The organism is Vreelandella lutescens (genome assembly GCF_014640815.1).
Taxonomy (GTDB): Bacteria; Pseudomonadota; Gammaproteobacteria; order Pseudomonadales; family Halomonadaceae; genus Vreelandella; species Vreelandella lutescens.
In genome coordinates, this window is the sequence record NZ_BMHM01000005.1 from 230,378 (window position 1) to 255,135 (window position 24,758).

The 24,758-nt window shown below is 57.5% G+C and carries 22 protein-coding genes; 10 read left to right on the top strand and 12 right to left on the bottom strand.

Translation table 11 applies throughout. From position 1 onward, the window contains the following. Positions 1 to 14: 14 nt before the first annotated feature. Genes IEW65_RS14200 through IEW65_RS14220 form a run of 5 tightly spaced genes read left to right on the top strand, consistent with a single transcriptional unit; the run spans position 15 to position 4,691 of the window. Complete coding sequence (locus IEW65_RS14200; RefSeq protein WP_188640101.1) at positions 15 to 800, top strand: SDR family NAD(P)-dependent oxidoreductase; 786 nt, start codon at positions 15 to 17, stop codon at positions 798 to 800. Next, positions 797 to 2,146: an NAD(P)/FAD-dependent oxidoreductase gene (locus IEW65_RS14205; RefSeq protein ID WP_188640102.1), complete on the top strand. Its 1,350-nt coding sequence runs from the start codon at positions 797 to 799 to the stop codon at positions 2,144 to 2,146. Before IEW65_RS14200 ends, IEW65_RS14205 begins: the two co-directional genes overlap by 4 nt. Beyond that, positions 2,143 to 2,907, top strand: coding sequence for a DUF1365 domain-containing protein (locus IEW65_RS14210; protein ID WP_188640103.1), 765 nt, complete (start codon positions 2,143 to 2,145; stop codon positions 2,905 to 2,907). Before IEW65_RS14205 ends, IEW65_RS14210 begins: the two co-directional genes overlap by 4 nt. Beyond that, entirely contained in the window at positions 2,904 to 4,172 is a 1,269-nt protein-coding gene (locus IEW65_RS14215) for an SAM-dependent methyltransferase (RefSeq protein ID WP_188640104.1), read from the top strand. Before IEW65_RS14210 ends, IEW65_RS14215 begins: the two co-directional genes overlap by 4 nt. After that, positions 4,173 to 4,691, top strand: a complete 519-nt coding sequence (locus tag IEW65_RS14220; RefSeq protein ID WP_229755572.1) for a DUF2878 family protein — start codon at positions 4,173 to 4,175, stop codon at positions 4,689 to 4,691. Here IEW65_RS14220 and IEW65_RS14225 read toward each other — a convergent pair. Next, positions 4,688 to 6,526 carry a putative bifunctional diguanylate cyclase/phosphodiesterase gene (locus IEW65_RS14225; RefSeq protein WP_188640105.1) on the bottom strand — a complete coding sequence of 613 codons (1,839 nt, stop codon included), beginning with the start codon at positions 6,524 to 6,526 and terminating at the stop codon, positions 4,688 to 4,690. The genes IEW65_RS14220 and IEW65_RS14225 overlap by 4 nt on opposite strands. 273 nt (positions 6,527 to 6,799) lie before the next feature. Here IEW65_RS14225 and fabA point away from each other — a divergent pair, with 273 nt between their 5' ends. Together fabA and fabB are read left to right on the top strand one after the other, a co-directional pair. Then, entirely contained in the window at positions 6,800 to 7,315 is a 516-nt protein-coding gene (gene fabA, locus IEW65_RS14230; RefSeq protein WP_188640106.1) for a 3-hydroxyacyl-[acyl-carrier-protein] dehydratase FabA, read from the top strand. A gap of 12 nt (positions 7,316 to 7,327) precedes the next feature. Further along, positions 7,328 to 8,545, top strand: coding sequence for a beta-ketoacyl-ACP synthase I (gene fabB / locus IEW65_RS14235; protein ID WP_188640107.1), 1,218 nt, complete (start codon positions 7,328 to 7,330; stop codon positions 8,543 to 8,545). 61 nt (positions 8,546 to 8,606) lie between these two features. Here fabB and IEW65_RS14240 read toward each other — a convergent pair whose 3' ends face one another. From IEW65_RS14240 to IEW65_RS14255, 4 genes are all read right to left on the bottom strand, one after another. Next, entirely contained in the window at positions 8,607 to 9,353 is a 747-nt protein-coding gene (locus IEW65_RS14240) for a lysophospholipid acyltransferase family protein (protein ID WP_188640108.1), read from the bottom strand. Continuing rightward, on the bottom strand, positions 9,350 to 10,243 hold the full coding sequence (locus IEW65_RS14245) for a sugar nucleotide-binding protein (protein WP_188640109.1): 894 nt from the start codon (positions 10,241 to 10,243) through the stop codon (positions 9,350 to 9,352). The genes IEW65_RS14240 and IEW65_RS14245 overlap by 4 nt, the downstream gene beginning before the upstream one ends. An 89-nt stretch (positions 10,244 to 10,332) precedes the next feature. After that, positions 10,333 to 10,950, bottom strand: coding sequence for a single-stranded DNA-binding protein (gene ssb / locus IEW65_RS14250; RefSeq protein ID WP_188640110.1), 618 nt, complete (start codon positions 10,948 to 10,950; stop codon positions 10,333 to 10,335). A gap of 97 nt (positions 10,951 to 11,047) precedes the next feature. After that, positions 11,048 to 12,427: an MFS transporter gene (locus IEW65_RS14255; RefSeq protein WP_188640111.1), complete on the bottom strand. Its 1,380-nt coding sequence runs from the start codon at positions 12,425 to 12,427 to the stop codon at positions 11,048 to 11,050. A 171-nt stretch (positions 12,428 to 12,598) separates the two neighbouring features. Between IEW65_RS14255 and uvrA the strand changes: the two genes are divergently transcribed. Together uvrA and IEW65_RS14265 are read left to right on the top strand one after the other, a co-directional pair. Further along, complete coding sequence (uvrA, locus tag IEW65_RS14260; protein WP_188640180.1) at positions 12,599 to 15,448, top strand: excinuclease ABC subunit UvrA; 2,850 nt, start codon at positions 12,599 to 12,601, stop codon at positions 15,446 to 15,448. 124 nt (positions 15,449 to 15,572) lie between these two features. Beyond that, on the top strand, positions 15,573 to 16,310 hold the full coding sequence (locus tag IEW65_RS14265; RefSeq protein ID WP_188640112.1) for a Crp/Fnr family transcriptional regulator: 738 nt from the start codon (positions 15,573 to 15,575) through the stop codon (positions 16,308 to 16,310). An 8-nt stretch (positions 16,311 to 16,318) separates the two neighbouring features. Here the strand turns inward: IEW65_RS14265 and IEW65_RS14270 are convergent, their stop codons facing one another. Both IEW65_RS14270 and IEW65_RS14275 read right to left on the bottom strand, forming a co-directional pair. After that, on the bottom strand, positions 16,319 to 17,080 hold the full coding sequence (locus IEW65_RS14270) for a ribonucleoside-diphosphate reductase (protein ID WP_188640181.1): 762 nt from the start codon (positions 17,078 to 17,080) through the stop codon (positions 16,319 to 16,321). A gap of 49 nt (positions 17,081 to 17,129) precedes the next feature. Further along, positions 17,130 to 19,241, bottom strand: coding sequence for an adenosylcobalamin-dependent ribonucleoside-diphosphate reductase (locus IEW65_RS14275; protein ID WP_188640113.1), 2,112 nt, complete (start codon positions 19,239 to 19,241; stop codon positions 17,130 to 17,132). Positions 19,242 to 19,446: 205 nt separating this feature from the next. Between IEW65_RS14275 and IEW65_RS14280 the strand changes: the two genes are divergently transcribed. After that, positions 19,447 to 20,013 (top strand): hypothetical protein, encoded by a 567-nt coding sequence (locus IEW65_RS14280; RefSeq protein ID WP_188640114.1) that lies wholly within the window; start codon positions 19,447 to 19,449, stop codon positions 20,011 to 20,013. Here the strand turns inward: IEW65_RS14280 and IEW65_RS14285 are convergent. Genes IEW65_RS14285 through IEW65_RS14305 form a run of 5 tightly spaced genes read right to left on the bottom strand, consistent with a single transcriptional unit; the run spans position 20,010 to position 24,694 of the window. After that, positions 20,010 to 22,019, bottom strand: coding sequence for a sensor domain-containing diguanylate cyclase (locus tag IEW65_RS14285; protein WP_188640115.1), 2,010 nt, complete (start codon positions 22,017 to 22,019; stop codon positions 20,010 to 20,012). The genes IEW65_RS14280 and IEW65_RS14285 overlap by 4 nt on opposite strands. A gap of 23 nt (positions 22,020 to 22,042) precedes the next feature. Continuing rightward, positions 22,043 to 22,714, bottom strand: coding sequence for an OmpA/MotB family protein (locus IEW65_RS14290; protein WP_188640116.1), 672 nt, complete (start codon positions 22,712 to 22,714; stop codon positions 22,043 to 22,045). A gap of 4 nt (positions 22,715 to 22,718) precedes the next feature. After that, the gene (locus tag IEW65_RS14295; RefSeq protein ID WP_188640117.1) at positions 22,719 to 23,534 is read right to left on the bottom strand and encodes a motility protein A; all 816 of its coding nucleotides are present in this window, start codon (positions 23,532 to 23,534) and stop codon (positions 22,719 to 22,721) included. Positions 23,535 to 23,573: 39 nt separating this feature from the next. After that, a complete protein-coding gene (locus IEW65_RS14300) occupies positions 23,574 to 24,275 on the bottom strand; it encodes an RNA polymerase sigma factor FliA (RefSeq protein ID WP_188640118.1) in 702 nt (233 codons plus the stop codon). A gap of 26 nt (positions 24,276 to 24,301) precedes the next feature. Continuing rightward, on the bottom strand, positions 24,302 to 24,694 hold the full coding sequence (locus IEW65_RS14305) for a flagellar protein FlhE (protein WP_229755573.1): 393 nt from the start codon (positions 24,692 to 24,694) through the stop codon (positions 24,302 to 24,304). Positions 24,695 to 24,758 lie beyond the last annotated feature (64 nt).

A 24,758-nucleotide genomic window follows, 5' to 3' on the forward strand; every position in this document is an offset into this window, starting at 1 on the left:
TACAGGAGAGCAGGATGAGCACATGGAAAACGCCCCAGCGCATCTGGTTAACCGGTGCTACTTCCGGTATCGGGGAGGCGCTTGCCAAGCATTTGATTGCCGAGGGCCATCAGGTGGTGCTAAGCGCCCGCAACGAAGAGGCGCTAAATGCGCTGTGTGAGGGCCATGCGAACGCCTACCCACTGCCGTTGGATGTGAGCGATCATCACGCGGTGCTCGCGGCAGGTGAACAAATTAGCGCGTGGCTGGGCGCGTTGGACATTGCACTTTTCAACGCGGGCACCTGTGAATACCTAGACGCTCAACACTTTGACATGGCCCTGGTCGAGCGCGTTTTTACGCCTAATTTATTTGGCACGCTTTACGGTGTAGAAGCAGCGCTCCCGCTGCTGCGGGCCGCTCGCGCAGAGGGTAAACCGGCGCGGCTGGCCGCCACTTCCAGTGCGTCAGCTTACCTGCCGCTGCCCCGTGCCGAGGCCTATGGCGCTTCGAAAGCAGCCGTTAGCTACTTTTTGGAATCGCTGCGCCTTGATCTTCATCAGGAAGGAATTGACGTTAGCTTGATCCATCCTGGCTTTGTTAAAACGCCGCTGACAGATCGCAACGACTTTCCCATGCCTATGCAAGTGACGGCGGATGAGGCCGCCAAGGCCATTATTGCCGGGCTCGCGAAAGGGCGTTTGGATATTCATTTTCCACGGCGTTTCACCTACCTCGTTAAAGGTTTAGGTATTTTACCCCCCGCCTTACGGCGATGGATTGGCCTGCGCATGACGCGGCAAACCAAGGAGCACACATGAGCGTCACAGCGTCACAGCGTATCGCGATTATCGGCAGCGGTATCAGCGGCATGGCGGCCGGGTGGTACCTCTCCTCTCAACATGAGGTCACGCTGTTTGAAGCGGATGGCCGGCTGGGAGGCCACACCGCCACGATGGACGTTGAGGTCAACGGCACTCCCTATGCCATCGATACGGGGTTTATCGTCTTTAATGACTGGACCTACCCTCACTTTCAGCGCCTGCTGGCAACGCTTGGCGTGCCTAGCCAAGCCACTGAAATGAGCTTCTCGGTGCACGAGACGGATGTGGACTTTGAGTACAACGGCCATACGCTCGCCTCGCTGTTCGCTCAGCGGCGCAACCTGTTGAGCCCCTCTTTTTATCGTCTACTCAGCGATATTTTACGCTTCAACAAGCAGGCCACCGCCGACCTTGAGAGTAAACGCCTGCCTGAGGAGATGACCTTAGGCGAGTATCTAGACCGCAATGGCTACGGGGAAGCGTTTCAGCGCCGCTACCTGTTGCCCATGGGAGCGGCTATCTGGTCAGCCAGCATCGGCGACTTGCGTGCCTTTCCTTTGACGTTCTTCGTGCGTTTTTTCCGCAATCATGGGTTACTTTCGGTCAATCACCGCCCTCAGTGGTACACCTTGGTGGGTGGCTCAAAGCGCTATATTCCCGCGCTGACCGCGCCTTATGCTGCGCGCATTTGCCTGAATACGCCCGTGACCAAGATTACCCGCAGCGATACCGGCGTGACGGTGACCACTGCCCAGGGCAGCGAGCGTTTTGATCAAGTGGTATTGGCGTGTCACGCCGACCAAGCGCTGGCCATGCTAGGCGATGCAACACCTGCCGAGCGCGATATTCTATCGGCGATGCCCTACCAGGATAACGAGGTAGTGCTGCATACCGACACTTCGCTACTCCCCCGCCGTCAGCGCGCCTGGGCGAGCTGGAACTACCGTTTAGACGGGCGAGGTGCCGATGAGCGCGTCTCGGTGACTTACAACATGAATATCTTGCAATGCCTAGAAGCGGATACCACGTTCTGCGTCACGCTGAATGACACTGACAACATTGACCCTAATAAGGTACTGGGGCGCTATACCTACGCGCACCCGCAGTTCACCCTAGCGGGCCAAACCGCCCAAATGCGTCACGATGAGATCTCGTCGGTCGCGCGACGCACCCACTTCTGCGGAGCCTATTGGCGCAACGGTTTCCATGAAGACGGCGTCTGGAGCGCACTGCGCGTGGCGCAGGCGCTCGGCTGCGATGAAGCGGCAGAACCACCTACCACGCCTAGCGCGCTACCTGCGCATGAACTGATGCCCAACAGTGTGGGGGAGGGGCTGGGATGATTGCCGCGCCGCGTTCGCGCATCTATCGCGGCACGCTACGCCACCGCCGCTTTACGCCAGGATCACATGCGTTTAGCTACCAGATGTGGATGGCGTGGCTTGACCTTGACGAGCTGCCGACGCTATTTGATGGCGTGCCTGGGTTTAGCGCCCGAGGCCCTGCTCTGGCTCGCTTTCGCCGGGAAGACTATCTTGCTCCCACCGACCGGCCCCTGCGCACCGCCGTACGCGAAGAGCTGACCCGCCAGCTGGGGAGTGCGCCCACCGGGCGAATCTGCATGCTGACCCAGCTACGCACCCTCGGCATGATGTTCAACCCGATCACCGTTTATTACGCCTACGATGAGTATGGCCGCTTGGCCGCCGTACTCGGCGAGGTCACCAATATGCCTTGGCGGGAGCGAACCTGTTACGCCTGCCGCGTCGAGACCGATCGCCATGCGCACCAGGCACACTTTGCCAAAGCCATGCATGTATCGCCATTTAACCCCATGGAGATGACCTACCGCTGGAAGTTTAATACCCCCGGCGAACAGCTCTATCTGCATATGGAGAACTGGCAGCACGAGCAGCGTCACTTTGATGCCACGCTCACCCTTGAGGCAGCGCCCGCCACCCGCGGAGTGCTGCTGGCTACCCTCGCCAAGCATCCTTGGATGAGTCTAAAAACGGTCGCGGGAATCCATTTTGAAGCGCTTCGGCTGTGGCTCAAGCGCATCCCCGTTTATAACCACCCTAAGCGCAAGGAGACTTCAAAGTGACCACCCTGCGTACCACACCCCCCAATAGCCAGCCAGCGCGACAAGACCGCTTTACCCGCTGGTTAAAGCCACGTTTACTGGCCCAGCTTGATGCCTTTCGCGGCGGTCGCATCACGCTGATTGAAGGCAATCAGTGCCACCATCTGGGACAGGAAGGTCCCCTCCAGGTCACCGTGGTGATCCGCCACTCCCGCGCCTGGAAACGGCTCGCCTTTGGCGGCACGGTAGGCGCGGCAGAATCCTATATGGATGGCGACTGGGATGCCGATGATCTGGTGGGGCTGGTGCGCCTGTTTGCCGCCAACCTGGATCATGTGAATGGTCAAATGGAGAACGGCAGCGCGCGCTTTACTCGCTGGCTGCTGGGGCTTGCGTATCGCTTCCAGCGCAACAGCCTGTCCGGCTCCAAACGCAATATTGCCGCGCACTACGACATCGGCAATGACCTGTTTGCGACGTTTCTAGATCAGCGCCACTGGATGTACTCCAGCGCCGTGTTTCCTTACCCGGAGGCTAGCCTAGAAGAGGCGTCTACGTACAAGCTCGATATCATGCTGGAGAAGCTGGACGTGCGGCCTGAACACCACCTGCTAGAAATTGGTACGGGGTGGGGAGGGCTGGCCATTCATGCAGCTAAAACCCGCGGCTGCCGAGTCACCACCACGACGATTTCCGAAGAGCAGCACGCCCATACGGCGAAGCGCATCCAAGAAGAGGGGCTCGAAGATAAAATCACGCTGTTGAAACAAGACTACCGAGAACTGACCGGGCGCTTTGATCGACTCATCTCGGTGGAGATGATTGAAGCCGTTGGGCACCAGTATCTCAATACGTATCTGGAGAAAGTCGATAGCCTGCTGACCGACGATGGCCAAGCGATGCTGCAGGCGATCACCATCCGCGATCAGCGATTTGAAGAGGCCAAGCGGGACATGGACTTTATCAAACGCTACATTTTCCCTGGCGGCTTTTTGCCCTCACACCACGCGATGCTATCGAGCGTGATGCGGAAAACGTCGTTGAATGTGGTCGCCCTTGACGAAATTGGCCAGCACTATGCGCGGACGCTACGGGAGTGGCGCCACCGTTTTGAAGCCAGCCTCGATCAAGTACGCAGCCAAGGCTACGATGAGCGCTTTATCCGCATGTGGCGTTACTACCTGTGCTACTGCGAGGGCGGCTTTATTGAGCGCTCTATCGGCACCTGCCACCTGCTCCTAGCAAAGCCTGCCGCGAAACCGGTACCACTTACAGGAGCGCTATAAATGGCCCAGCCATCCCCAATGCCGGTGCGCGCAATGCTCTTTAACGCACTGCGCTTTGAGGCGGGCTGGATGCTGTGCGTCCTGGGCGGCTCGTGGGTCGCCGCGGTCACGGGAGCAGTGCTGCTTGGCTGGCACTTCTGGCACTGGGCCAAGCCCGGCGAGTGGCGTTTTATTGCGCTGTTTGCCCTGCTAGGGCTAGCACTGGATGGCGGACTACACCTGGCGGGTGGTTTTGATTTTGGCGAGCAAACGCTCGTCGCAGGCCTACTACCGCTGTGGCTATGGATGCTGTGGCCACTGTTTGCCACCCTAGTGTTTCACTCGCTGGCCTGGCTGTGGCGCTACCCGCTGATAGCGGCGGCCTGCGGGGCCATTAGCGGGCCGCTCTCTTATTTAGGTGGCGCGGCGCTGGCGGATGTTGGCCTAGCGCCGTGGCTGCTGCCGGTGCAGGCGGTAATTTGGGGAGCGCTGTGCCTGGGCATTAGCCGCTATGCCCAGCGCGTTGTCACTGTGGCTTAGTTGGCACCTTCGGCTAGCGCCACCGGGGCCCAGCGCTGTTCGAGCTCGGCGGCAGGCAGCGGCCGAGCAAAATAGAACCCCTGCACCATGGTGCAGCCCGCCTTGACCAGGAACTGGCACTGAGCTTGTGTTTCAACGCCTTCCGCCACCACCTCTAATCCCATACCTTCTGCCATGGCCAGTACAGCGGTCACAATCGCGGCGTCCGCCGGGTCGTTAGGCAACTCGCGGATAAAGGCACGGTCTAGCTTTATCTTGTCTACCGGCAAGCGTTTCAAATACCCCAGTGAGGAGTAACCCGTGCCAAAGTCATCAATGGCGATGGCATAGCCGAGTTCACGTAGAGCCTGTAGACGCGGCCCCATGTCTCCCGCACGCTCGTCCAGCAGCACCGACTCGGTTAGCTCCAGGCCAATTTGCGACGGTTTGAGCTGGTAGCGCTCCAGGCAGGTAGCCAACTGCGTTTCCAGGTCGCCTTGGAAGAGCTGCAGCGCTGAAATATTGATCCATACGGTGACTTTGGGCATGCCGCTATTTTGCCAATGCGCCTGCTGGGCACAGGCCTTTTCAATCACCCAGCTACCCAGCTCAGCCATCAAACCGTGACGCTCCGCCAGAGGGATGAACTCCCCCGGTGAAATCATGCCATCCTGGGGGTGACGCCAGCGCAGCAGCGCTTCCATCCCCATCATGTCACCGCTACCGGGGTGGTGCTGAGTTTGGTAGTGAAGCTCAAGCTGGTCGCCAGAGATCAGCGCAGCACGTAGGTCGCTGACAAGGGCCAACTGAGGGTTGTCCTGCTTATCCAGCGCTGGGCGAAAGCGCTGGCTATGGTTGCGGCCAAGGCGCTTGGCGCTGTAAAGCGCTGACTCTAAGCGTTGGAACAGTACCCCGGAGTCTCGCCCATCCTCTGGTGCGCGACAGCTACCGATGGTCAGCCCCAAACGCAGCGACTGCTCATTGATCTCAAAGGGGCTGCACATGTGATCACGCAGCGTCATGATCCATTTATCGTGATCATCAAATGTGGTGGTACGAATGACTAAAAACTCATCGCCGCCAAGACGCCCTACCACGCTGCCTGCCATATAACTGGTCAGGCGCTGGGCAAAACGCGCCAGCAGGCGGTCGCCCTGCTCAACGCCGAGGCTATCGTTAACAGACTTCAGCCCGTCGATATCAATCAGCGCCATATCGAGACTCTCTCCTGCGCGCAGATGGCGTAAGCGCGAGGCCATTAAGTCATGCAGACGGCGACGATTAGGCAGACCAGTGAGCGGATCTTCATAACCGATGCGGCGTAAATCACGCTCACGGGCTTTCTGGGCAGAAATATCGGTAAAAAGGCTAATAAAGTGGGTAATCTTGCCGCGTTTGTCCGTGACTGCACGTACTTTGAGCCACTCGGGGTACTCATCGCCATGTTTACGACGGTTCCACATCTCCCCTTCCCAGCGGCCAGTCGCTTTTAATGTGCTCCAAAAGCTCTGATAAAACGCTTTGTCATGACGTTGAGCGGCCAGGGTTTCAAGTTTACGGCCAATCATCTCCTGGCTTTCATAGCCGGTGATATCGGTAAACGCGGGGTTAACGGTCAGCACGCGGTTATGAACATCGCTGATCACCATGGCATCTCCCGCTAGCCCCATCGCGTCTTGGGCAAGACGCAGACGCAGGCGCTGCTGTCGCACCTGGCTCCAGGCATCCCATAGGCCGCAAGCCACCAGACTCGCCGCTACCGTGCGTAGCGCGGCATCAGGAATCCATACACACGCGGGTAGCGCGATCAGCGCCATCCATACCAGCGGACGATTAAGAGAAACAGGCAGCCACATGGCGGTTCTTGTTGTCCTATCAGCAGTCACTAACAAAAAATAATCGATGACGACATCATGCCGCCTAACCAAAAACTTGGATAGAGCATATTACGTCAATAGGCCGTTTATTGTGCGAATTCGCTAAGACGAACGTCACAATCCGCTTCCTTAGGGTATCGGCGAGCTATTAAAAAGCGTTAGAAAGTGACGATAAAACGCCTGTGACGTGCATTCAGAGGTTTCGGGAAGTAGACTAGGCGCAACAACCATCTTGATACTCGGAACGACTCAGTGACCAAGCAACATTCCTTTGATCGCGAAGAACTGCTGGCCTGCTCACGCGGCGAGCTATTCGGCCCCGGCAACGCTCAGCTGCCAGCTCCTAACATGCTCATGCTTGACCGCATCATGCACATTCACGAAGAAGGCGGTGAGCATGGCAAGGGCGAACTGATCGCCGAGCTGGATATCACACCTGACCTCTGGTTCTTTGATTGCCACTTCCCCGGTGACCCGGTGATGCCCGGCTGTTTAGGACTAGACGCCATGTGGCAGCTGGTTGGCTTCTACCTAGGCTGGCTTGGCCACCCTGGCCGTGGCCGAGCACTGGGCTGCGGCGAAGTAAAATTTAGCGGCCAAATTCTGCCAGACGCGAAGAAAGTGACGTATCACATTAATGTGAAACGCATCATCACGCGTCGGCTTATCCTGGGCATTGCCGACGGTACCGTTTCCGTCGACGGACGCGATATCTATCAGGCTAATGACCTGCGCGTTGGCCTATTCACCTCCACTGCGAATTTCTAATAGGAGGCTCCCATGCGACGAGTGGTAGTCACCGGCCTTGGCATCGTGTCCTGTTTAGGCAACGACCAGCAACAGGTCCTAGACGCGCTCAAAAGCGGGCGCAGCGGTATTCGTTTTAAGGAAGAGTACGCCGAGCGCGGCTTCCGTAGCCATGTGGCGGGCAGCGTTGATATCGACCTCGATACGCTGATCGACCGCAAACTGCGCCGCTTTATGGGCGACGCTGCGGCCTACGCCTATGTCTCGATGGCTCAAGCCATTGAAGATGCAGGTTTGACGGAAGAGCAGGTCTCTAACGTACGTACAGGGCTGATTGCAGGCTCGGGGGGCGCGTCCAGTGCCAACCAAGTAGAAGCGGCTGACCTGATGCGCGAAAAAGGCCTGCGCCGCGTAGGCCCCTACCGCGTCACCCGTACCATGGGCAGCACGGTATCCGCCTGCTTGGCAACGCCGTTTAAAATTAAAGGCGTGAATTACTCTATCTCTTCTGCCTGCGCAACCTCTGCTCACTGCATTGGCAGCGCCATGGAGCAAATCCAGCTAGGCAAGCAAGACGTGGTGTTTGCAGGCGGTGGCGAAGAGGAGCACTGGACGCTGTCGTGCTTGTTCGACGCCATGGGCGCGCTCTCGACCCATTACAACGACACGCCTGACAAGGCTTCTCGCCCCTACGACCAAGCGCGCGACGGCTTTGTGATCGCTGGCGGCGGCGGCATGCTGGTACTTGAAGAGCTAGAGCATGCCAAAGCACGCGGCGCGAAGATTTATGGCGAGCTGGTAGGCTATGGAGCCACCTCTGACGGTCACGATATGGTCGCTCCTTCCGGCGAAGGCGCCATGCGCTGCATGCAACAAGCCATGGCGACGGTGCAGGGCGATATCGACTATATCAACACCCACGGCACCTCGACCCCCGTTGGCGATGTGGCTGAGCTAAAGGCAATCCGTGGCGTGTTTGGTAACTCAACACCGGCCATGAGCTCGACCAAGTCATTGACCGGCCACTCCCTGGGCGCGACGGGCGTGCAGGAAGCCATCTACTCTTTGTTAATGATGCAGCATAACTTCGTGGCTGCGTCTGCCAACATTGAGCACTTGGATGAGCAAGCCGATGGCTTCGATATTGTGAGCCAGCGTCGTGATGACGTCACCCTTGACCGTGTACTCTCTAACAGCTTTGGCTTTGGCGGCACCAACGCCTGTTTGGTGTTCCAGCGCTATAACGACTGAGCCAACTGATAGCAGATAAACAAAAACGGCACCGAAAGGTGCCGTTTTTGTATGGCGTCAGTTACATCGCCGATGAGCGAGTAGCTGGCCTTGGAACGTCGGAAATCTCCTGCAGCTGCCCCTCTATCCAGGCCTCTACGTCGGCCAAGACCTCATCGGGCGTACGCCCGGCTGTTTCAATAGGCGCGCCAATGCGCACTCGCAGCACTCCTGGGCGCTTTACCCAGTGCCGCCCCGGCCAACGCTCGCCTGCGTTATGTGCTACCGGCAGCACCGGCACACCGGCCCGGCACGCCACCACGCTACCGCTTTTGTTGTAGCGCTTACGTACCCCTGGGTCGACACGGGTGCCTTCAGGGAAGATCAGTACCGATAGCCCAGTACCTAAACGCTCAACCCCCTGGGTCAATACTTGCTTCATCGCCCGTGCGGGTTTGGAGCGGTCTAGACTTATCGGACGAAGCAGACGCAGCCCCCAGCCAAAAATCGGAATCCGCAGCAGCTCTTGCTTGAGCACGGTACATACCGGCGGCTTCATTACCTGCAGAAACACGGTTTCCCATTCACACTGATGATTCGCTTGGATCACGCAGGGCCCTTCGGGAATATTCTCGCGGCCTTGAATGTCATAGCGGACGCCGCACGCAATGCGAAACCACACCATTAGAAAATAGTTATAGAGGTTGAGCAGTCGATAGCGTGCCGCCAACGGCAGAAACGGAGCGATGGGTAAAAACAGAATGCCAATCAGCAGCATGGCTGAAAAATAACCCGCGTAAAACAGCAGGCTGCGCACCACATTGATCAAACCGACTCTCCTGTCCCAGCATCCTCACGCTGCTGATCGCGGGTTAAGCACCACGCATCCAGCATACGTCCCACTTCGAGCCGCCATGGTTTCTGGTGAACACCAAATATATCCAGCACACGACGGCAGTTTAATACCCGGCGCAGCTTTGCATCGTGGTGATGATTCAGCGCTTGAACCTCGCCAAGGGCAACCTTTTCACCCCGCCCTTCTAGGTGTGTTGCCAACTGGGTACGCACCATAGACGCGAAAGTAAACGCACTCACCGGCTCGGTGCCCGCCAAATGATAGGCCCCCCAGGCATCGGCTCCGCACACTTGCTGCTGGAGCATGCCAATCAGCGCCATAGCCACCGAATCCGCCGACGTTGGGCAAAACACCACGTCTTCTGCTGCGCGAACGGCTTGTCCGGTGACAAAGCTATCGATCATCTCGCTCAGCCACGCATGACTGCCTTCCAACGCAAACAGCGGGCCTAAGCGGACAATCAGGTGGCGATGATACTCGGCACGAATACGATCCCCGGTTTGCACCAAGCGGCGTAAACATTCATCGCGGGGGGCGGGTACGACATGCTCATCAATCGGGATATCAAACCCCTCTTCATAGAGCTGGTCAGACACGCACCACACCAACGCCACGCCTTGGGATTGGCAAGCATCCACGCAGCGGTCCACCGCATCCGCATGGGCTTTCACTTCGGCAGGCGTCATGCTCAGGGGATGCGCCAGCGGTGGAATAATCACCGCATCCGGAGCTATCGCCTGCAACTGGCTAGGCGAAACAGCTAGGCCTTGCTCAATGACGAGTTCGGTATCCGTGCGCCGGCTCGCCTCCCGGGCGAGTGCTAAGCTTAAGCAGTGCCCGGCATCCAGTATCAGCAGCTTCAAGTCAGACCCTCTCCCTCAACCCAAAAACGTGGCGGCGACGGCGCTAGGCCGCTATAAACGCGTGTTAGGCACGCTTGAAAAGGTACCGATCAGAACGGAATTTCGTCGTCGAAATCGTCGAAGTTACCCGGATCCGGCGCCCCGTAACTGCTATTTTGGTGATTAGGCGCAGGCTGCTGATGCTGAGGAGCCGGCGGCTGTTGCTGAGCAGGCTGAGCGCCGCGCTGAGGCGCGCCACCTTGAGGAGGATAGCCGCCGCCACCTTGCTGGGGTGCGCCCTGGCCATAGTTCTGCTGCGCAGGCGCTTGTTGGGCCGGTGGCTGCTGGGCATAGCCGCCTTGAGGTGCACCGCCACCCTGGAAGTCGCCAGTGCGGCCGTCCAGCATCTGCATATCATTAGCGACAATTTCAGTGCTATAGCGATCTTGGCCATTCTGATCTTGCCACTTACGGGTCTGCAGGCGGCCTTCAATATAGACTTTTGAACCTTTCTTCAGGTACTGCTGGGCGATTTCTGCCGTTTTATTGAACAGTACGACGCGGTGCCACTCGGTGCGCTCCTGACGCTGGCCACTTTGACGATCCATCCAGGTGTCAGAGGTTGCCAGGTTCAGGTTAGCCACGGCAGTACCGGAAGGCGTAAAGCGTACTTCTGGGTCTTGGCCTAGGTTGCCAATCAAAATAACTTTGTTAATACCGCGCGCCATAAGGTCGCTCCTCGTCGTCATTCATCGTATACATTAGCGGTTCACTCACTCTCTTTAACAGCATAGAAGCCTGTTAAAGCCTAGTCAGCGGCAAGTCTTACGATCGTGGCGGAGACATCAATTTCATCAACGCCGCTTGGTCCAGTGCTTCCCGGTTCACCTTTAAGTAGACCAAGCGCTCTTCGGGCACGACCATCACATCTTCCACACCGACCACGTCGGCAAGATGCTCCATCAACAGGTTCATCGCATCGGGCTGCGTCTCGTGCAGCGCCATGACTTCGCTGGAGAGGGGCGGAGGTGACGGCATCCGCCACATGGCCATCCACCAACCCAGTGCCAGCACGGCACAGCCAATAAACACGGCGTTTAGACCCCAGAAGTTGGCGAACACACCGCCCAGGGTGCCGCCTAAGAAGGCACCCAAAAACTGGCTGGTCGAGTACACCCCCATGGCCGTGCCCTTAGCACCCGCCGGGGCCAGCTTACTGAGCATGGAAGGCAGCGTTGCCTCCAGCAAATTAAAACCGGTAAAGAATATAAATAACCACACGAACAGCCAGTGGCCTTGGGAAAGCGGCAGCCCAAGGCTTGCAAGGCTTAGGGCAATCGCTCCAACCGCTAACAGGCACATCAATTTCATGCGCTGGCGTTTCTCGGCAACGATGACCAGTGGCACCATGGCCACAAAAGAGAGCGCCATAATGCCCAGATAGGCTAATCCATGGTACTCCACCGCCACGCCTGCATTGAGCAAACGGAAAGGAATCGCCACAAAAATCGCCATTAACACAAGGTGTAGCGCAAAAATCGACAGATCAAGCCGCCATAAATCGGGCCGCGTAATCACGCTTTTAAACTGCTGCCGATCAAGCCCGACATCTCGGTGACGCAACCGCCGCGGCGCAGGCGGCACCCAGCGCCACAGCACGAGCAGCCCCACCACGGTTAACAGCGCCGTAAACCAAAACACACCCGAGAGCCCGGCCCAGGCCGCTAGCCAAGGGCCCAGCACCATGGCAATCGCAAACGATACGCCAATCGACAGACCAATGGTCGCCATGGCGGCCGTGCGGACTTGCTCGCGGGTTTGGTCGGCCAGCAGTGCCATGATGGCCGCCGCTACCGCACCACCGCCTTGAAGGGCGCGTCCAAAAATAACCCCACCGATGGTGTCTGACATGGCCGCCACCACGCTGCCTGCGGCAAAAATTAGCAGCCCCATCGCAATCACACGCTTACGGCCAATGCGGTCAGACAGCAAGCCAAACGGAATCTGCAGCATCGCCTGGGTTAAGCCATACACTCCTAACGCCACCCCTACCAATAGCGGAGTAGCCCCTGCCAACGTGTCGGCGTAAAGCGCGAGCACCGGCAGAACCATGAACAGCCCCAGCATACGAGACGCATAAAGGCCGGCCAAGCCGCTGATTGCACGGCGTTCAGTGGCCAGCAGCAGTGCAGAAACCTTGCGCATAATGCCCTTGTGTATGGTGAATGGGCCAGAACGGCCTGAGATAACCGCCCATTCTAGCGCTTTGTCATCACGCTGGAAACGCCAAGCCCTGCGAGGAAAGCTGAGACAGTTTTGCCGGAAGCGGGAGTGCAAACGTATAATCCCTCTTTTACCACGCGATTCGAGGTGTTGATGGACAGCATTCTGGTCAGGGGTGCCCGCACCCACAACCTCAAGCAGATCGATGTGGAACTGCCCCGCGACAAGCTGATTGTGATCACCGGGCTATCTGGCTCCGGTAAATCGTCGCTGGCGTTTGACACGCTCTACGCTGAGGGGCAACGCCGCTATGTGGAGTCGCTCTCTACCTATGCGCGCCAGTTCCTATCCATGATGGAAAAGCCCGATGTGGATCACATCGAAGGGCTCTCTCCTGCCATCTCCATTGAGCAAAAGTCGACCTCTCACAACCCGCGCTCGACGGTGGGCACGATTACCGAGATTTATGATTACCTGCGCCTGCTGTTTGCTCGCGCAGGCACGCCCCGCTGCCCGGAGCACGGCGAAGACCTGGAAGCTCAAACCATTTCGCAAATGGTCGATCAAGTGATGAACCTCGCCGAGAGCACCAAGCTGATGTTGCTGGCCCCGGTGGTAAAAGGCCGCAAAGGGGAGCACCTGCAGCTACTCAGCGAGCTGCGCGCCCAAGGCTTTGTGCGAGTGCAAATTGACGGTCAGGTGCTTGAGTTAGACGATATCGCACCGCTGGATAAGCGTAAAAAACACGATATCAGCGTGGTGGTTGACCGCTTTAAAGTGCGCGACGATATCGCCCAGCGTCTAGCAGAGTCGTTTGAGACCGCACTGAATCTGGCCGACGGCACCGCCATGATTCACTTTATGGACGGCGAGCAGGAAGACCTTGCGTTTTCATCGCGCTTTGCCTGCCCCGTCTGTGGCTACTCGCTCTCGGAGCTTGAGCCGCGCATGTTCTCTTTCAACAACCCTGCGGGGGCTTGTCAGACCTGCGATGGTCTCGGCGTTCAGCAGTATTTTGACCCCGACAAACTGATTAGCCACCCAGAGCTCTCCCTTGCAGAAGGCGTGATTAAAGGCTGGGACCGGCGCAATATTTACTACTTCACCCAGTTACAAGCACTCGCCAAACACTACCGGTTTGAGCTTGAAACGCCGTGGCAGGAGCTGGCTCGCCACGAGCGCGAGATCATCCTCAACGGCAGCGGCAACGAGCAAATTCCGTTTGTTTATGTAGGCGATCGCGGTCGCAAAGTCACCCGGGAACACGCCTTTGAAGGCGTGCTGCCCAATATGCAGCGCCGCTACCGGGAAACCGAATCCAATATGGTGCGCGATGATCTCGCCAAATATATTGCGGTTCAGCCTTGCACCACGTGCAGCGGCTCACGGCTGCGTAAAGAGTCACGCCATGTCTATGTGGATGACCATAACATTGCCGATATGGTCCGCCTCCCGATAGGCGAAGCACAGCGCTACTTTGCAGAGCTGGCCCTCCCCGGCCGCAAAGGTGAAATTGCCGACAAAATCGTCAATGAGATCCATGCCCGCCTGGAGTTCTTGGTCAACGTGGGCCTGGACTACCTGAACCTAGAGCGCAGCGCCGATACGCTTTCCGGCGGTGAGGCCCAGCGCATCCGTCTTGCCAGCCAAATTGGCGCAGGCTTGGTGGGCGTCATGTACATTCTGGACGAGCCCTCTATCGGCCTACACCAGCGGGACAACGACCGCCTGTTGAAAACGCTGGAGCGCCTGCGCGACCTGGGCAACACCGTGATTGTGGTGGAGCACGACGAAGACGCGATTCGCGCCGCGGATCACGTGCTGGATATCGGCCCCGGTGCGGGGGTTCATGGCGGTGAAATCGTCGCCCAAGGCACACCCCAGCAGGTCATGGATAACCCCAACTCGCTCACCGGTCAGTATCTTTCCGGCACCCGAGAAATTGCCGTACCGCCCTACCGCATTCCCGGCAATCCAGAAAAGCAGCTGGTGGTGCGTGGTGCCACCGGCAATAACCTGCAGAACGTCACGCTCAGCCTGCCGCTAGGTCTGTTTATTGCCGTCACCGGGGTGTCAGGCTCGGGTAAATCGACGCTGATTAACGGCACGCTGATGCCGATTGCCGCCCGTGAGCTGAACCGTGCTACCACGCTCACCCCGGCACCCTATGAAAAAGTAGAGGGTCTCGATCAGCTCGATAAAGTGATTGATATCGACCAAAGCCCCATTGGCCGTACGCCGCGCTCCAACCCGGCTACTTATACCGGCATTTTTACACCGATCCGTGAGCTGTTTGCGGGCACCCAAGAAGCGCGCTCACGGGGCTATAAGCCGGGCCGTTTCAGCTTTAACGTGAAAGGCGGCCGCTGTGAAGCGTGTCAGGGCGAAGGCATGATTAAGGTAGAGATGCACTTTCTGCCCGATATCTACGTGCCTTGTGATGTGTGTAAGGGCAAGCGCTACAACCGCGAAACGCTGGATATTCACTACAAAGGCAAGACCATCCACGAAGTGCTGGAGATGACTGTAGAAGATGCGCTGGCGTTCTTTAGCCCGGTACCGGCCATTGCCCGCCGCCTGCAAACGCTGATGGATGTAGGGCTTTCTTATATTCGCCTGGGGCAAAGCGCCACGACGCTGTCGGGCGGTGAAGCACAGCGGGTAAAACTGGCCCGCGAGCTGGCCAAACGCGATACCGGCAAAACGCTCTATATTCTCGATGAGCCCACCACCGGTCTACACTTTGAAGATATTCGCCAGCTGCTGACGGTGCTCCACCGCCTGCGCGATCATGGCAATACCATCGTGGTGATTGAGCACAACCTGGACGTGATTAAAACGGCCGATTGGCTGATTGATCTTGGGCCAGAAGGGGGCTCTGGCGGCGGGCAAATTATTGCTGAAGGCACACCGGAGCAGATCGCCAAGCAGAGCGTTTCACATACGGGTCGCTTCCTTGCTCCCCTTCTTGAGCGGGGTAACCGCGCGACCTCTAAGGCCTAGTCCAGCGTTTCCCGGCACGCCAGTGCCGGGAACAGGAAAAGAGCAAGCAAGACATGGAATCACTGCATATAGTAGGTAGCAGTGCCGTTTAACAATGGTTGAGACCGTTGAGGAGAAGGACGCTGTGGAACAGGACAATAGCTGCATTATTCGCCACTTTAGCCACTACTGTACGCTGACGGACGATGAAAAGCAGTTGCTAATCGCGTTAGAGGAGAGCCCGACAGAGATCAAAGCAGGCGCACTGCTCTGGGAAATGGGCTCACCGGCCAACGAGTTTTGCACACTGCGCAGCGGCTGGGCTTACTCCTACCGCCACCTGGAAAACGGCGACCGGCAAATTCTGGAAGTGTTTCTTCCCGGCGATATTATTGGCCTACGGGAATTCGCTTTTTCTCAGCGTCTTGAAAACGTGCGCATGATTACCGATGGCGTTGTGTGCCACTTCCCCCATAAGCGCATGCTGGAACTATTTCGCCAGTCGTTGCCGCTAACCTCCGTCATGTTTGCCATCGGCAGTCGCCATCAGGCCCTGCTGACAGAGCGCTTGGTCAATTTGGCACGGCGCAGCGCACGGCAGAAAATGGCGCACTTCCTCCACGAGATGTATCTGCGTCTGCGCCAAACCAACGACGATATTAGCGGGCAGTTCCGCCTGCCGCTCTCCCAAGAGCAGTTGGCGGATATCTTGGGCTTAAGCCCTGTGCATGTGAGCCGCACCTTTAGCGCGCTGAGTGAAGATGGGCTGGTCTTCCGTGACCGCTATCACCTTTCGATTCCAGACCTTGAGGCGCTGGCCACGGAAGGGGAGTTTGACGACTGCTACCTAACCGACAACGTCCGACCACTACTCAACGACTGACGCTGCCCCTAGCCACATTTTGACCAGCCGCACCCGGCATAACAGGTCGGGCAGCCATCCATCATGATCAAATCCCCCCGACACTCAGGGCACGTGCCTACGGTGGCGGGGCCATCGTTTGCTTCTTTAGACGCCACGTTCACAGTGCTGGTAAGGTCTTCAGCCGCCGAGGGCTCCTCCGGCTGCCAGGCGTGACCATGCTGCATACGATGCGCATAGCGGGCCACCAGCGTTTCCACCGGCACTTGGTTACCCTCCTGATCTAAAAAGCCGCGGCGATAAAGAATCTGCTGAATTGACCAAGCAATCGCTGCCACTTCCGAATCGTGAAACATGGGTTTGTTCCAACGGTTCATGCCGCAACGCACTAAGCCTTTATCCCACGCTACCTTACGCAAATCTGCCACGGCCTGGGTCACGTAGCCCCCGCGTGCCGCCAACGACAGGCTGCGCATGGTGGCGGTGATCCACTGGTGCTCGCTGGAGAGCTGGCCGGAGGGGAAGAAAAACTCCACCGGGCGCTCAATCACCACCCGCTGGCCGCCGATCACGCCCTCCACGGGCATAAACGAGACCAGCAGGTAAACTTTCTTGCGCCCCTCGGCCCCGACATAGGAGATTTTTTCCGACACCGCCTCAAGCGTACCTTCCGGGCGCGACGGGATGCGCACCGTCAGCGGGTCCTCCTCCTGAAGCTCCAAAGCCGGTGCTGGCTGCCCTTGCTGTTTGATCCGGTAACCAACAATTTTCGAGGTAATTTCTACCGCCATCACGTTCTCTCCCAGGTCTTTAGACAGTTCATTAAACGAGCGCTTGGGGTTACCACTTGCCGTAGGTGCCCTCTTTCAAGGCATCAAACAGGTTGGCGGCATTGTGCTCTTCACCGTCGTAAAGCACCTTTTCATCACCGGTTAGCTCCAGGGTCTCACCGTTTTCCAGCTCAAAGACGTAAGTGGTGTTTTTCAGGTCATCCTCACGCACCAGCACCCCCTGGAAGGCCTCTGGATTGAAGCGGAAGGTGGTACAGCCTTTTAAACGGCTCTCGTAAGCCTGCAAGTAAAGGTCTTGGAACTGCTCGAACGGGAAATCGGTCGGAACGTTCACCGTTTTAGAGATCGCCGAGTCCACCCACTGCTGCGCTGCCGCTTGAACGGCAACGTGCTGCTCGGGAGTGACAGCATCAGCGGTAATGAAGTAGTCCGGCAGGTCGCTTTCCACCGCATTCGCCGCGATAAAGTGGCGATAAGCGGCGAGCTCGAACGACACCACTTCCACCTGCTCTTTGGTTTTCTTGCCCGATTGGATGATATTGCGGAAGTAGCGATGCGAGAACGACGGTTCAATACCATTGGAGGCGTTATTGCCCATGGAGAGCGAGATGGTGCCCGTGGGCGCAATCGAGCTGTGGTGGGTAAAGCGTGCGCCGTGCTCAGCAAGCTGCGCTACCAGTTCCGGCTCAAGCTCAGCCACTTTCGCCATGTACTGGCTGTAGCGGGCGTGCAGAATACGGCCCGGTACTTTGTCGCCCACTTCATAGCCGTCGCTGGCGAGCTGAGGGCGTTCACGCATCATCTTGGGCGTGATGGTGTGCTCCTCTTCAAGCACGGGGGCCATGCCTTTCTCTTTGGAGAGCTCAAGTGCCTGCTTCCACCCCTCTATCGCCAGATGACGGCTCACCTCTTCGGTGAACGCCAGCGAGGCCTGTGAGCCGTAAGGGATTTTTAGCATGGTGAGCGTTGAGCCGAGCCCCAAAAAGCCCATGCCGTGGCGGCGCTTGGCTTCGATTTCACGCTGCTGCTGAGGGAGCGGCAGGCCTGCAATCTCCACCACGTTGTCGAGCATGCGGGTAAAGATCGCCACGACTTTACGGTAGCGCTCCCAGTCGAAGCGAGGCTCAGCGCTAAACGGCTCGATCACAAACTTCGTCAGGTTGATAGACCCTAGCAGGCACGCGCCTTCCGGCGGCAACGGCTGCTCGCCGCAGGGGTTGGTGGCGCGGATATCCTCGCAGAACCAGTTGTTGTTCATGCGATTGACCTGGTCAATCAGAATAAAACCCGGCTCGGCGTAGTCGTAGGTAGAGGCCATGATCGTATCCCACAGCTCGCGGGCCTTAATCACCTCGACAATTCGACAGGCCACGCGCCCTTCGCCATCAACGGTGTAGCCCTCTTCTACCACCGGCCAGTCGCGGTAAATCACATCCTCGGCGCTCACATCCTCTTTCTCACCAGGATGCAGTGGGAAGGCCAGCGGCCAATCGGTATTGTTTTTTACTGCTTCCATAAATTCGTCAGTGATCAACAGACTCAGGTTGAACTGACGCAGCCGACCGGCTTCGCGCTTGGCTTGAATAAACTCGCGTACGTCGGGATGGCCCACATCGAAGGTACCCATCTGAGCGCCGCGACGCCCACCGGCAGAGGCCACGGTGAAACACATCTTGTCGAAGATATCCATGAACGCCAGTGGGCCATTGGTGCCCGCACCTGCACCAAACACAAAGGCTCCTTTGTGGCGTAGCGTCGAAAAATCGTAGCCAATGCCAGCACCAGACTTCAGCGTAATGCCCGCATCCACGACGGCACCAAGAATATCGCGCATGGAGTCACGAATAGTGCGCGAAACGGTGCAGTTAATCAGGCTCACAGCTGGTTTATAGGCATCAGCACCCGCATTGGACAAAATTCTCCCGGCGGGGATAGCACCGTTTTCTAGCGCCCAACGAAACTTGGGCAGCCATTCATCGGCTTTTGTACCCTCCACCGCTGCTAGTGCACGGGCCACACGCTCAAAGGTTGCCTCAACATCTTGATCCACCGGTTGGCCATGGCGATCTTTTAAGCGGTATTTCGCATCCCAGATATCCCTAGACGGTGCCTGCATAGGGACCTCACTGGATGTCTTTATCGCCTTGGCTGCGGTGTTCATGACAAACAACTCCTTCACTGGGGATCAATAACGCTTAAAAGTGAGCCGATGCTCAGGCACATCGCTAAGGAGTATAGACCCGACTTACTACTATATGGGCCGCTTTTTGAAGATCAAAATACCAGATATAGGAAAATCAGCATCTTACCCTTTTGCTTATTCACAACACGCTATAGGCTTAGGGTTTTCGCTGACGATATCTTCTATGAGCCGCTATCAAACATTCCCATTGGCCGTGACGGCCCTGTTGCTAACCAGCGCCCAGCCCGCAGTGGCCGCCACCTTTAATGTGGCGTCCACTGACAGTCACGAGCATTGGCAGTCCATGGCATTGATCCTGGGGGAGGAGCGGCACTTTCGCGCCGTGGAAACCCATAGCTATTCCGATTCCACACTGAGCCTGAATACGACCCAAGGGGTATGTGATTTACCGTGGCTGGAAATGCGCGTGACGCTTGAGCAGCAGCAAGGGGAGAGCCGCGCCGTGAATCTAGTGCCTGCTCGACTGCGGATTGATGACAACCCGATTATCGATACGATGGCGGAGTTTATTACTGAGCGCGGCGATGACGGTTTTTACGCCCACTTCTACTTGAGCGATATGGAGACACTGATTGCGGAGATGCAGTCTGGGGAAGCGCTGTTTATTGGCTTTGATCAACATGAGCAGGAGCCATGGTACATGACGTTCAGCCTAGACGGTGCCGACGAGGCCATTACGCGGATGCAAGCGCTGTGCTCCGCTGCGCCAGCTACCGATACGGCACCTTAAAGCACACGCTCTTCGGCAATTTCTACCCGATTACGTCCGCTGCGCTTGGCTCGGTACATCGCCACGTCTGCCCGGCCCATCAGGGTTTTACAACTGTCGCCTGGCCGCCAAATAGCGACCCCGATACTCACCGTGATCGGCTGATCAAGCCCGCTCACATGCAGAGTCGCCACCAGGCTGCGTAAGCGCTCCGCAAGCCCCACGGCGGCTTCTATATCAGAGTGGGTTGCCAGTACCACAAACTCTTCGCCACCCCAGCGGCCTAGGTGGTCGCAACCGCGCAGCGATGCCTCAACTAAACGCGCCAGCGACACCAGCACCTCATCCCCCACGCCATGCCCATGCGTATCGTTAATCTGTTTGAAGTGATCCACATCAAATAGCAGCAGCGCGAAGGCAGCGCCGTAACGCTTGGCAGCCACCAACTCTGCCTCAATAGCCTGCTCAATGCGGTAGCGGTTCCAGACCTGGGTGAGCGGATCAAAGTGCGCTAGCTGCTCGAGGCGCTGGTTGGCATCCGCCAGGGCTTTACGCTCTCGCTCCAGATGCATATTCAGCGTACTAATTTCGTAGGCGGAGATGGCAAGCGTCAGATCTTCGCCTAAATCCATCACGGCAAGCCGTTCGACCCGCTGCCATGCTTCGCTTCTGCCCACGACCTCTTCGCACCACGCTGCTGAAGGTGCCACCATGACAGCAGGCAGCGGCGCCGAGGTGGGCTGCATTGCCCAGTACAGGGTTTCTACCTGCTCTGGGCGAAAGAAGATCAACCAACCACGCGCAGCGGGGTTCATCGACAGCGGCACGGCGAGAATGCCGCACTGATCCGGCATACTCAGCGACGCCGTCAGGGGTTCACTGGCCACGCCACGGGTACACCAGGGGCCACTGTGCCGATGAGCTTTTTCAAGCCGTTTTACAAATTGGCAAATGACAGGGGCCGTGGGCGTATGACCACTGGCAGAGACGCTGCCTTTAAGCCACAGCGCCACTCCGTGGGCTCGAAAGAGCGAACACCACGTCTCTGCTTGCTCATTTAGCAGTTGGGCGGGGCTTTGCGGCTCTACTCGCGCATTGGCAGAGAGCACCAAACTATCTTGCACACGCTGCAAGTAGCGTGCTTCCTGGCGGGCACGCAGCAGTAATAGCCGCTGAGTCGCCATTTGTACCAGGGTGCGGACGGCATCGCGTACAGGCGGTGCAACCGGATGAGGCGCGGCTGAATGGCAGAACAGCAGCCCCCAAAGCCCAGTATCCCCCTGCATGGCAATACTCAGTGCGCCGCGCACACCTAGGCGCTGTAAATAGCGTTGCCGTTCAGGAGCGGGAGCACGCAGAAAGCAGTGGCGCAAATCAATCTCTGCCTCAGGCGTGTACATGAGCAGCATGTCCGCAGGCGCATTCACATCATAAATCAGCCGCACAGGGTGGCGCTCATAGGCCCGCCGCAGGGTGATCGGGAAGTCGCTGGCAGGAAAGCGCTGGCCTAACAAGACAGGCAAGTGGCCACCTTGCGCTTCAGCCACAATTAAGCCGTGCCAATCACTATCAAAATGACACACCGAGACTCGGTCATGGCCCGTCAACTGCTGCACCGCGGTGACTAGGTAGTCCAGCAACTCTTCTTGATGGGTGGCCTCTGCTATACGCATGAGCCGCTCATTGACTGTTCCCAACAGACGCCGTTTGCCGAGCGGATTGAGCGGCTCAATCTCGACAATCACATGGCGCTCATTACGGTAGGCATTTAGCTGAAAGCGCGTGAGGGTGTGAGGACGGCTAAAGGCCAGTGGGCTCGTTAACCGCTGCTGACCTTGAAGTTCATGACGTAACCGTTGGCTCAACCGTTTGCCCAAGACACTGCTGGCGGTCAAGGCGTGGCGCTCTTTGTCCGGTATACCCAGTAGCTGGGTCAGACGGGGACTGATCGCCTGAATATGTCTACTCTCACCGTCGAGCACCATAACGGCACCAAACGTTTGAAGTAGCGAGTGATGCTTCGACACGAAGATAGCCTCGAGATATCTCTTTACCCCTCGACCTGCTGCCGTAGCAACAGTTCAACGCGCCGGTTGGCTGCTCGCCCTTCCGAGGTAGCGTTACTTTCCATGGGTTGGGTGTCGGCATAACCGACCGCCCGCATACGTGAAATGGCAATGCCTTGCCGCTCTAACTGGCGTACGACGGCAATGGCCCGCCCTGCCGACAGCTCCCAGTTTGATGGAAACCGCACCGTCGTAATGGGCACATTATCGGTATGGCCTTCAACGGAGATTTGACCATCAAACGTCTCTAGCACTGAGGAGAGCCGTTCTAACACAACTTGCCCTTGGGGCGTTAGTACATCATTCCCGCTGGGAAACAAAAGGCTGTCATCGATACGCAGTGTGACGCCCTCCTGCCCTTGCGAGACGCTCACACCGGGGATATTGAGCCCTGCCATTTGTGGCTGCAAGCCATCGTGGCGAGGGTGGATACCGGTCGCCAAACTAGCCAACGGCAACGACATTACGGCGCTGGCGGCACGCATGGCATCGCTGTCGCTCCCTTCACCGCCTCCTGGCGGTGTCAGCGCTAGCAGTAGTACAAACAGCGTGATAAGCAGCGTCAGTACATCTAAGTAACTGGTCAGCCAGCTTTCGTCGCTCTCGCCAGCAGCGGCGGGCAACTCTAGAGCGTGCCGTGAATCACGATCAAGCATGGCGCTACCCTTTTAGTGCAGAGCCTACATCAGGCCGCGGCTTCACGTTGGCGTCACGGATTTCATCGTTGTAATTGGCCACAAAAGAGTTGAGCGTCTCTTCAATAAACGAGGGCAAACGGCGCTTGGTGATCAGTGAGATGCCTTCCAACACCATGTTCATGGTGATCAAGCGCTCCTCGGTGCGGCGCTCAAGCTTGACGGCAATGGGTTTGAACACAAGATTAGCCAATAAGATGCCGTAGAACGTGGTCAGCAGCGCCACCGCCATACGCGGCCCGATCACCTGCAGGTCGCCTGCATCCATGACTTCGAGCATGTTGACCAACCCCACCAGGGTGCCAATCATGCCGAAGGCGGGTGCATAAGTCGCCATTGTTCGGAAAATTTGCGCTTCCGCATGCTCGCGAGCTTTCAGCCGCGCTATGCGCCAGCGCAACATGTCGAAAATTTCATCCTCTTTGGTATTAGCGATCACCAATTGGATGCCGGTACGCAAGAACGGATTGCGGGTGTGCTCAAGCTCGCGCTCTACCGCTCTAACGTCACCCTTAAACCAGAGCCGCGACATGGAGACCAGCTCATTGATGTCGTCCCGCACGTAGGTATTTTCACGGCGAAAAACTAACCCTACCAAACGCACTACCCGCAGCACTTCTTTAAGCGGGTAGCTGATAAACGTCGCCGCCAGCGTGCCGGTGATGACAATCGCGAGTCCTGGCAAATTAATAAAGCTTTCAGGCGACTCAGCGGTAAAGAACAACACGCTTACCAGCAGCAGCATGCTGGCAAAAATACCGATCAGCGTAGATGGGTTCATCAACGGCTCCTCGCCGGTTATAGATAGTGAATAAAGGGGTTAATCGTGTTCATGCAAACGGGCGCGCAAGCGGCTAACCGCCTGACTGTGCAGCTGGGATACCCGAGATTCGGTAACACCAAGCACCGCTCCCACTTCTTTTAAATTCATCTCTTCCTGGTAATACAGCGCCATTAACAACTTTTCACGCTCGGGCAGGGCCTCAATAGCTTCAATCAGCGTTTGCCGCTGCTGAGCATCCAGCAGCTGGTCAAAGAGACGATTGCCCGCATCATCCCCTGAGGGCTCACCACCATCGGCCACTAACTCTTCAAAGGGCAGCAATTGGCCGCTATTGGTATCGTTGAGCAGCTGCTGATATTCACTCAGCGGCATCTCAAGCTCTCGCGCTACTTCACCCTCTTCCGGCGGGCGACCAAACCGTTGCTCCAAACGCCGTACCGCATCATCCACCGCCCGTGCGGAGCGGCGCACGCTACGGGGCAGCCAGTCTCGGGTGCGCAGCTCATCCATCATGGCACCCCGAATCCGCTGGCTAGCAAAGGTGGCAAACGTTGCCCCCTGGGCAGCATCAAAGCGGCCAAGCGCTTCCAGTAGCCCCACCATCCCCGCCTGGATCAGATCATCAAGTTCAATACTCGCGGGCAACCTTACCTGCAGCGTTAAGGCCTGACGTCTCACCAGTGGCATGTATTGAGTTAACAGCTCACTCTGTTTGATCCTGCCTTGTGCTGTATACATCCTCGTGCCTCGCGGCTAAACGACCTTTACTGATAGTTCACTATCACCTGTAACCCTTGGACACGCACCGGGCGTTGGCCAGGCGAGAGCGCAAATCGAAAGTGCAGCGGCGCATTCGCCAGCATTCCTTCCAGAGCCGTGGTACTGCCACGCATCCCTGACAGTGCCACGCAGCGCTCAGGATGACATAGCCATGCGTTGACAGGGGTGCTGGGCGGTGACTCAAAGCGCCATTGAATTCTCGACAGCGTCGCATTGCTAAGCGGGATGCCCGCTGGCGGCGCTATCGCCTGACTGTTGCTGGTGCGGTCACTCATCGCCACCATCACCCCTGGGGCTTGACTGCTCCAACTGCCTGGAGCTGCCTGTGCACCCAACGCTGCGATGGTAAAACTCAGCGTGACGACGACATTTGTCACTCTTTTTACTGTCAGCAACTTTGCGGCTTTTATCAACATCTGTAACACACATGGCATCATACGC

Coding starts and splice junctions, on each gene's coding strand:
- IEW65_RS14200 (WP_188640101.1), top strand. CDS start 15: ATGAGCACATGGAAAACGCCCCAGCGCATCTGGTTAACCGGTGCTACT.
- IEW65_RS14205 (WP_188640102.1), top strand. CDS start 797: ATGAGCGTCACAGCGTCACAGCGTATCGCGATTATCGGCAGCGGTATC.
- IEW65_RS14210 (WP_188640103.1), top strand. CDS start 2,143: ATGATTGCCGCGCCGCGTTCGCGCATCTATCGCGGCACGCTACGCCAC.
- IEW65_RS14220 (WP_229755572.1), top strand. CDS start 4,173: ATGGCCCAGCCATCCCCAATGCCGGTGCGCGCAATGCTCTTTAACGCA.
- IEW65_RS14225 (WP_188640105.1), bottom strand. CDS start 6,526: ATGTGGCTGCCTGTTTCTCTTAATCGTCCGCTGGTATGGATGGCGCTG.
- fabB (WP_188640107.1), top strand. CDS start 7,328: ATGCGACGAGTGGTAGTCACCGGCCTTGGCATCGTGTCCTGTTTAGGC.
- ssb (WP_188640110.1), bottom strand. CDS start 10,950: ATGGCGCGCGGTATTAACAAAGTTATTTTGATTGGCAACCTAGGCCAA.
- IEW65_RS14255 (WP_188640111.1), bottom strand. CDS start 12,427: ATGCGCAAGGTTTCTGCACTGCTGCTGGCCACTGAACGCCGTGCAATC.
- uvrA (WP_188640180.1), top strand. CDS start 12,599: ATGGACAGCATTCTGGTCAGGGGTGCCCGCACCCACAACCTCAAGCAG.
- IEW65_RS14270 (WP_188640181.1), bottom strand. CDS start 17,080: ATGGCGGTAGAAATTACCTCGAAAATTGTTGGTTACCGGATCAAACAG.
- IEW65_RS14275 (WP_188640113.1), bottom strand. CDS start 19,241: ATGAACACCGCAGCCAAGGCGATAAAGACATCCAGTGAGGTCCCTATG.
- IEW65_RS14280 (WP_188640114.1), top strand. CDS start 19,447: ATGAGCCGCTATCAAACATTCCCATTGGCCGTGACGGCCCTGTTGCTA.
- IEW65_RS14290 (WP_188640116.1), bottom strand. CDS start 22,714: ATGCTTGATCGTGATTCACGGCACGCTCTAGAGTTGCCCGCCGCTGCT.
- IEW65_RS14295 (WP_188640117.1), bottom strand. CDS start 23,534: ATGAACCCATCTACGCTGATCGGTATTTTTGCCAGCATGCTGCTGCTG.
- IEW65_RS14300 (WP_188640118.1), bottom strand. CDS start 24,275: ATGTATACAGCACAAGGCAGGATCAAACAGAGTGAGCTGTTAACTCAA.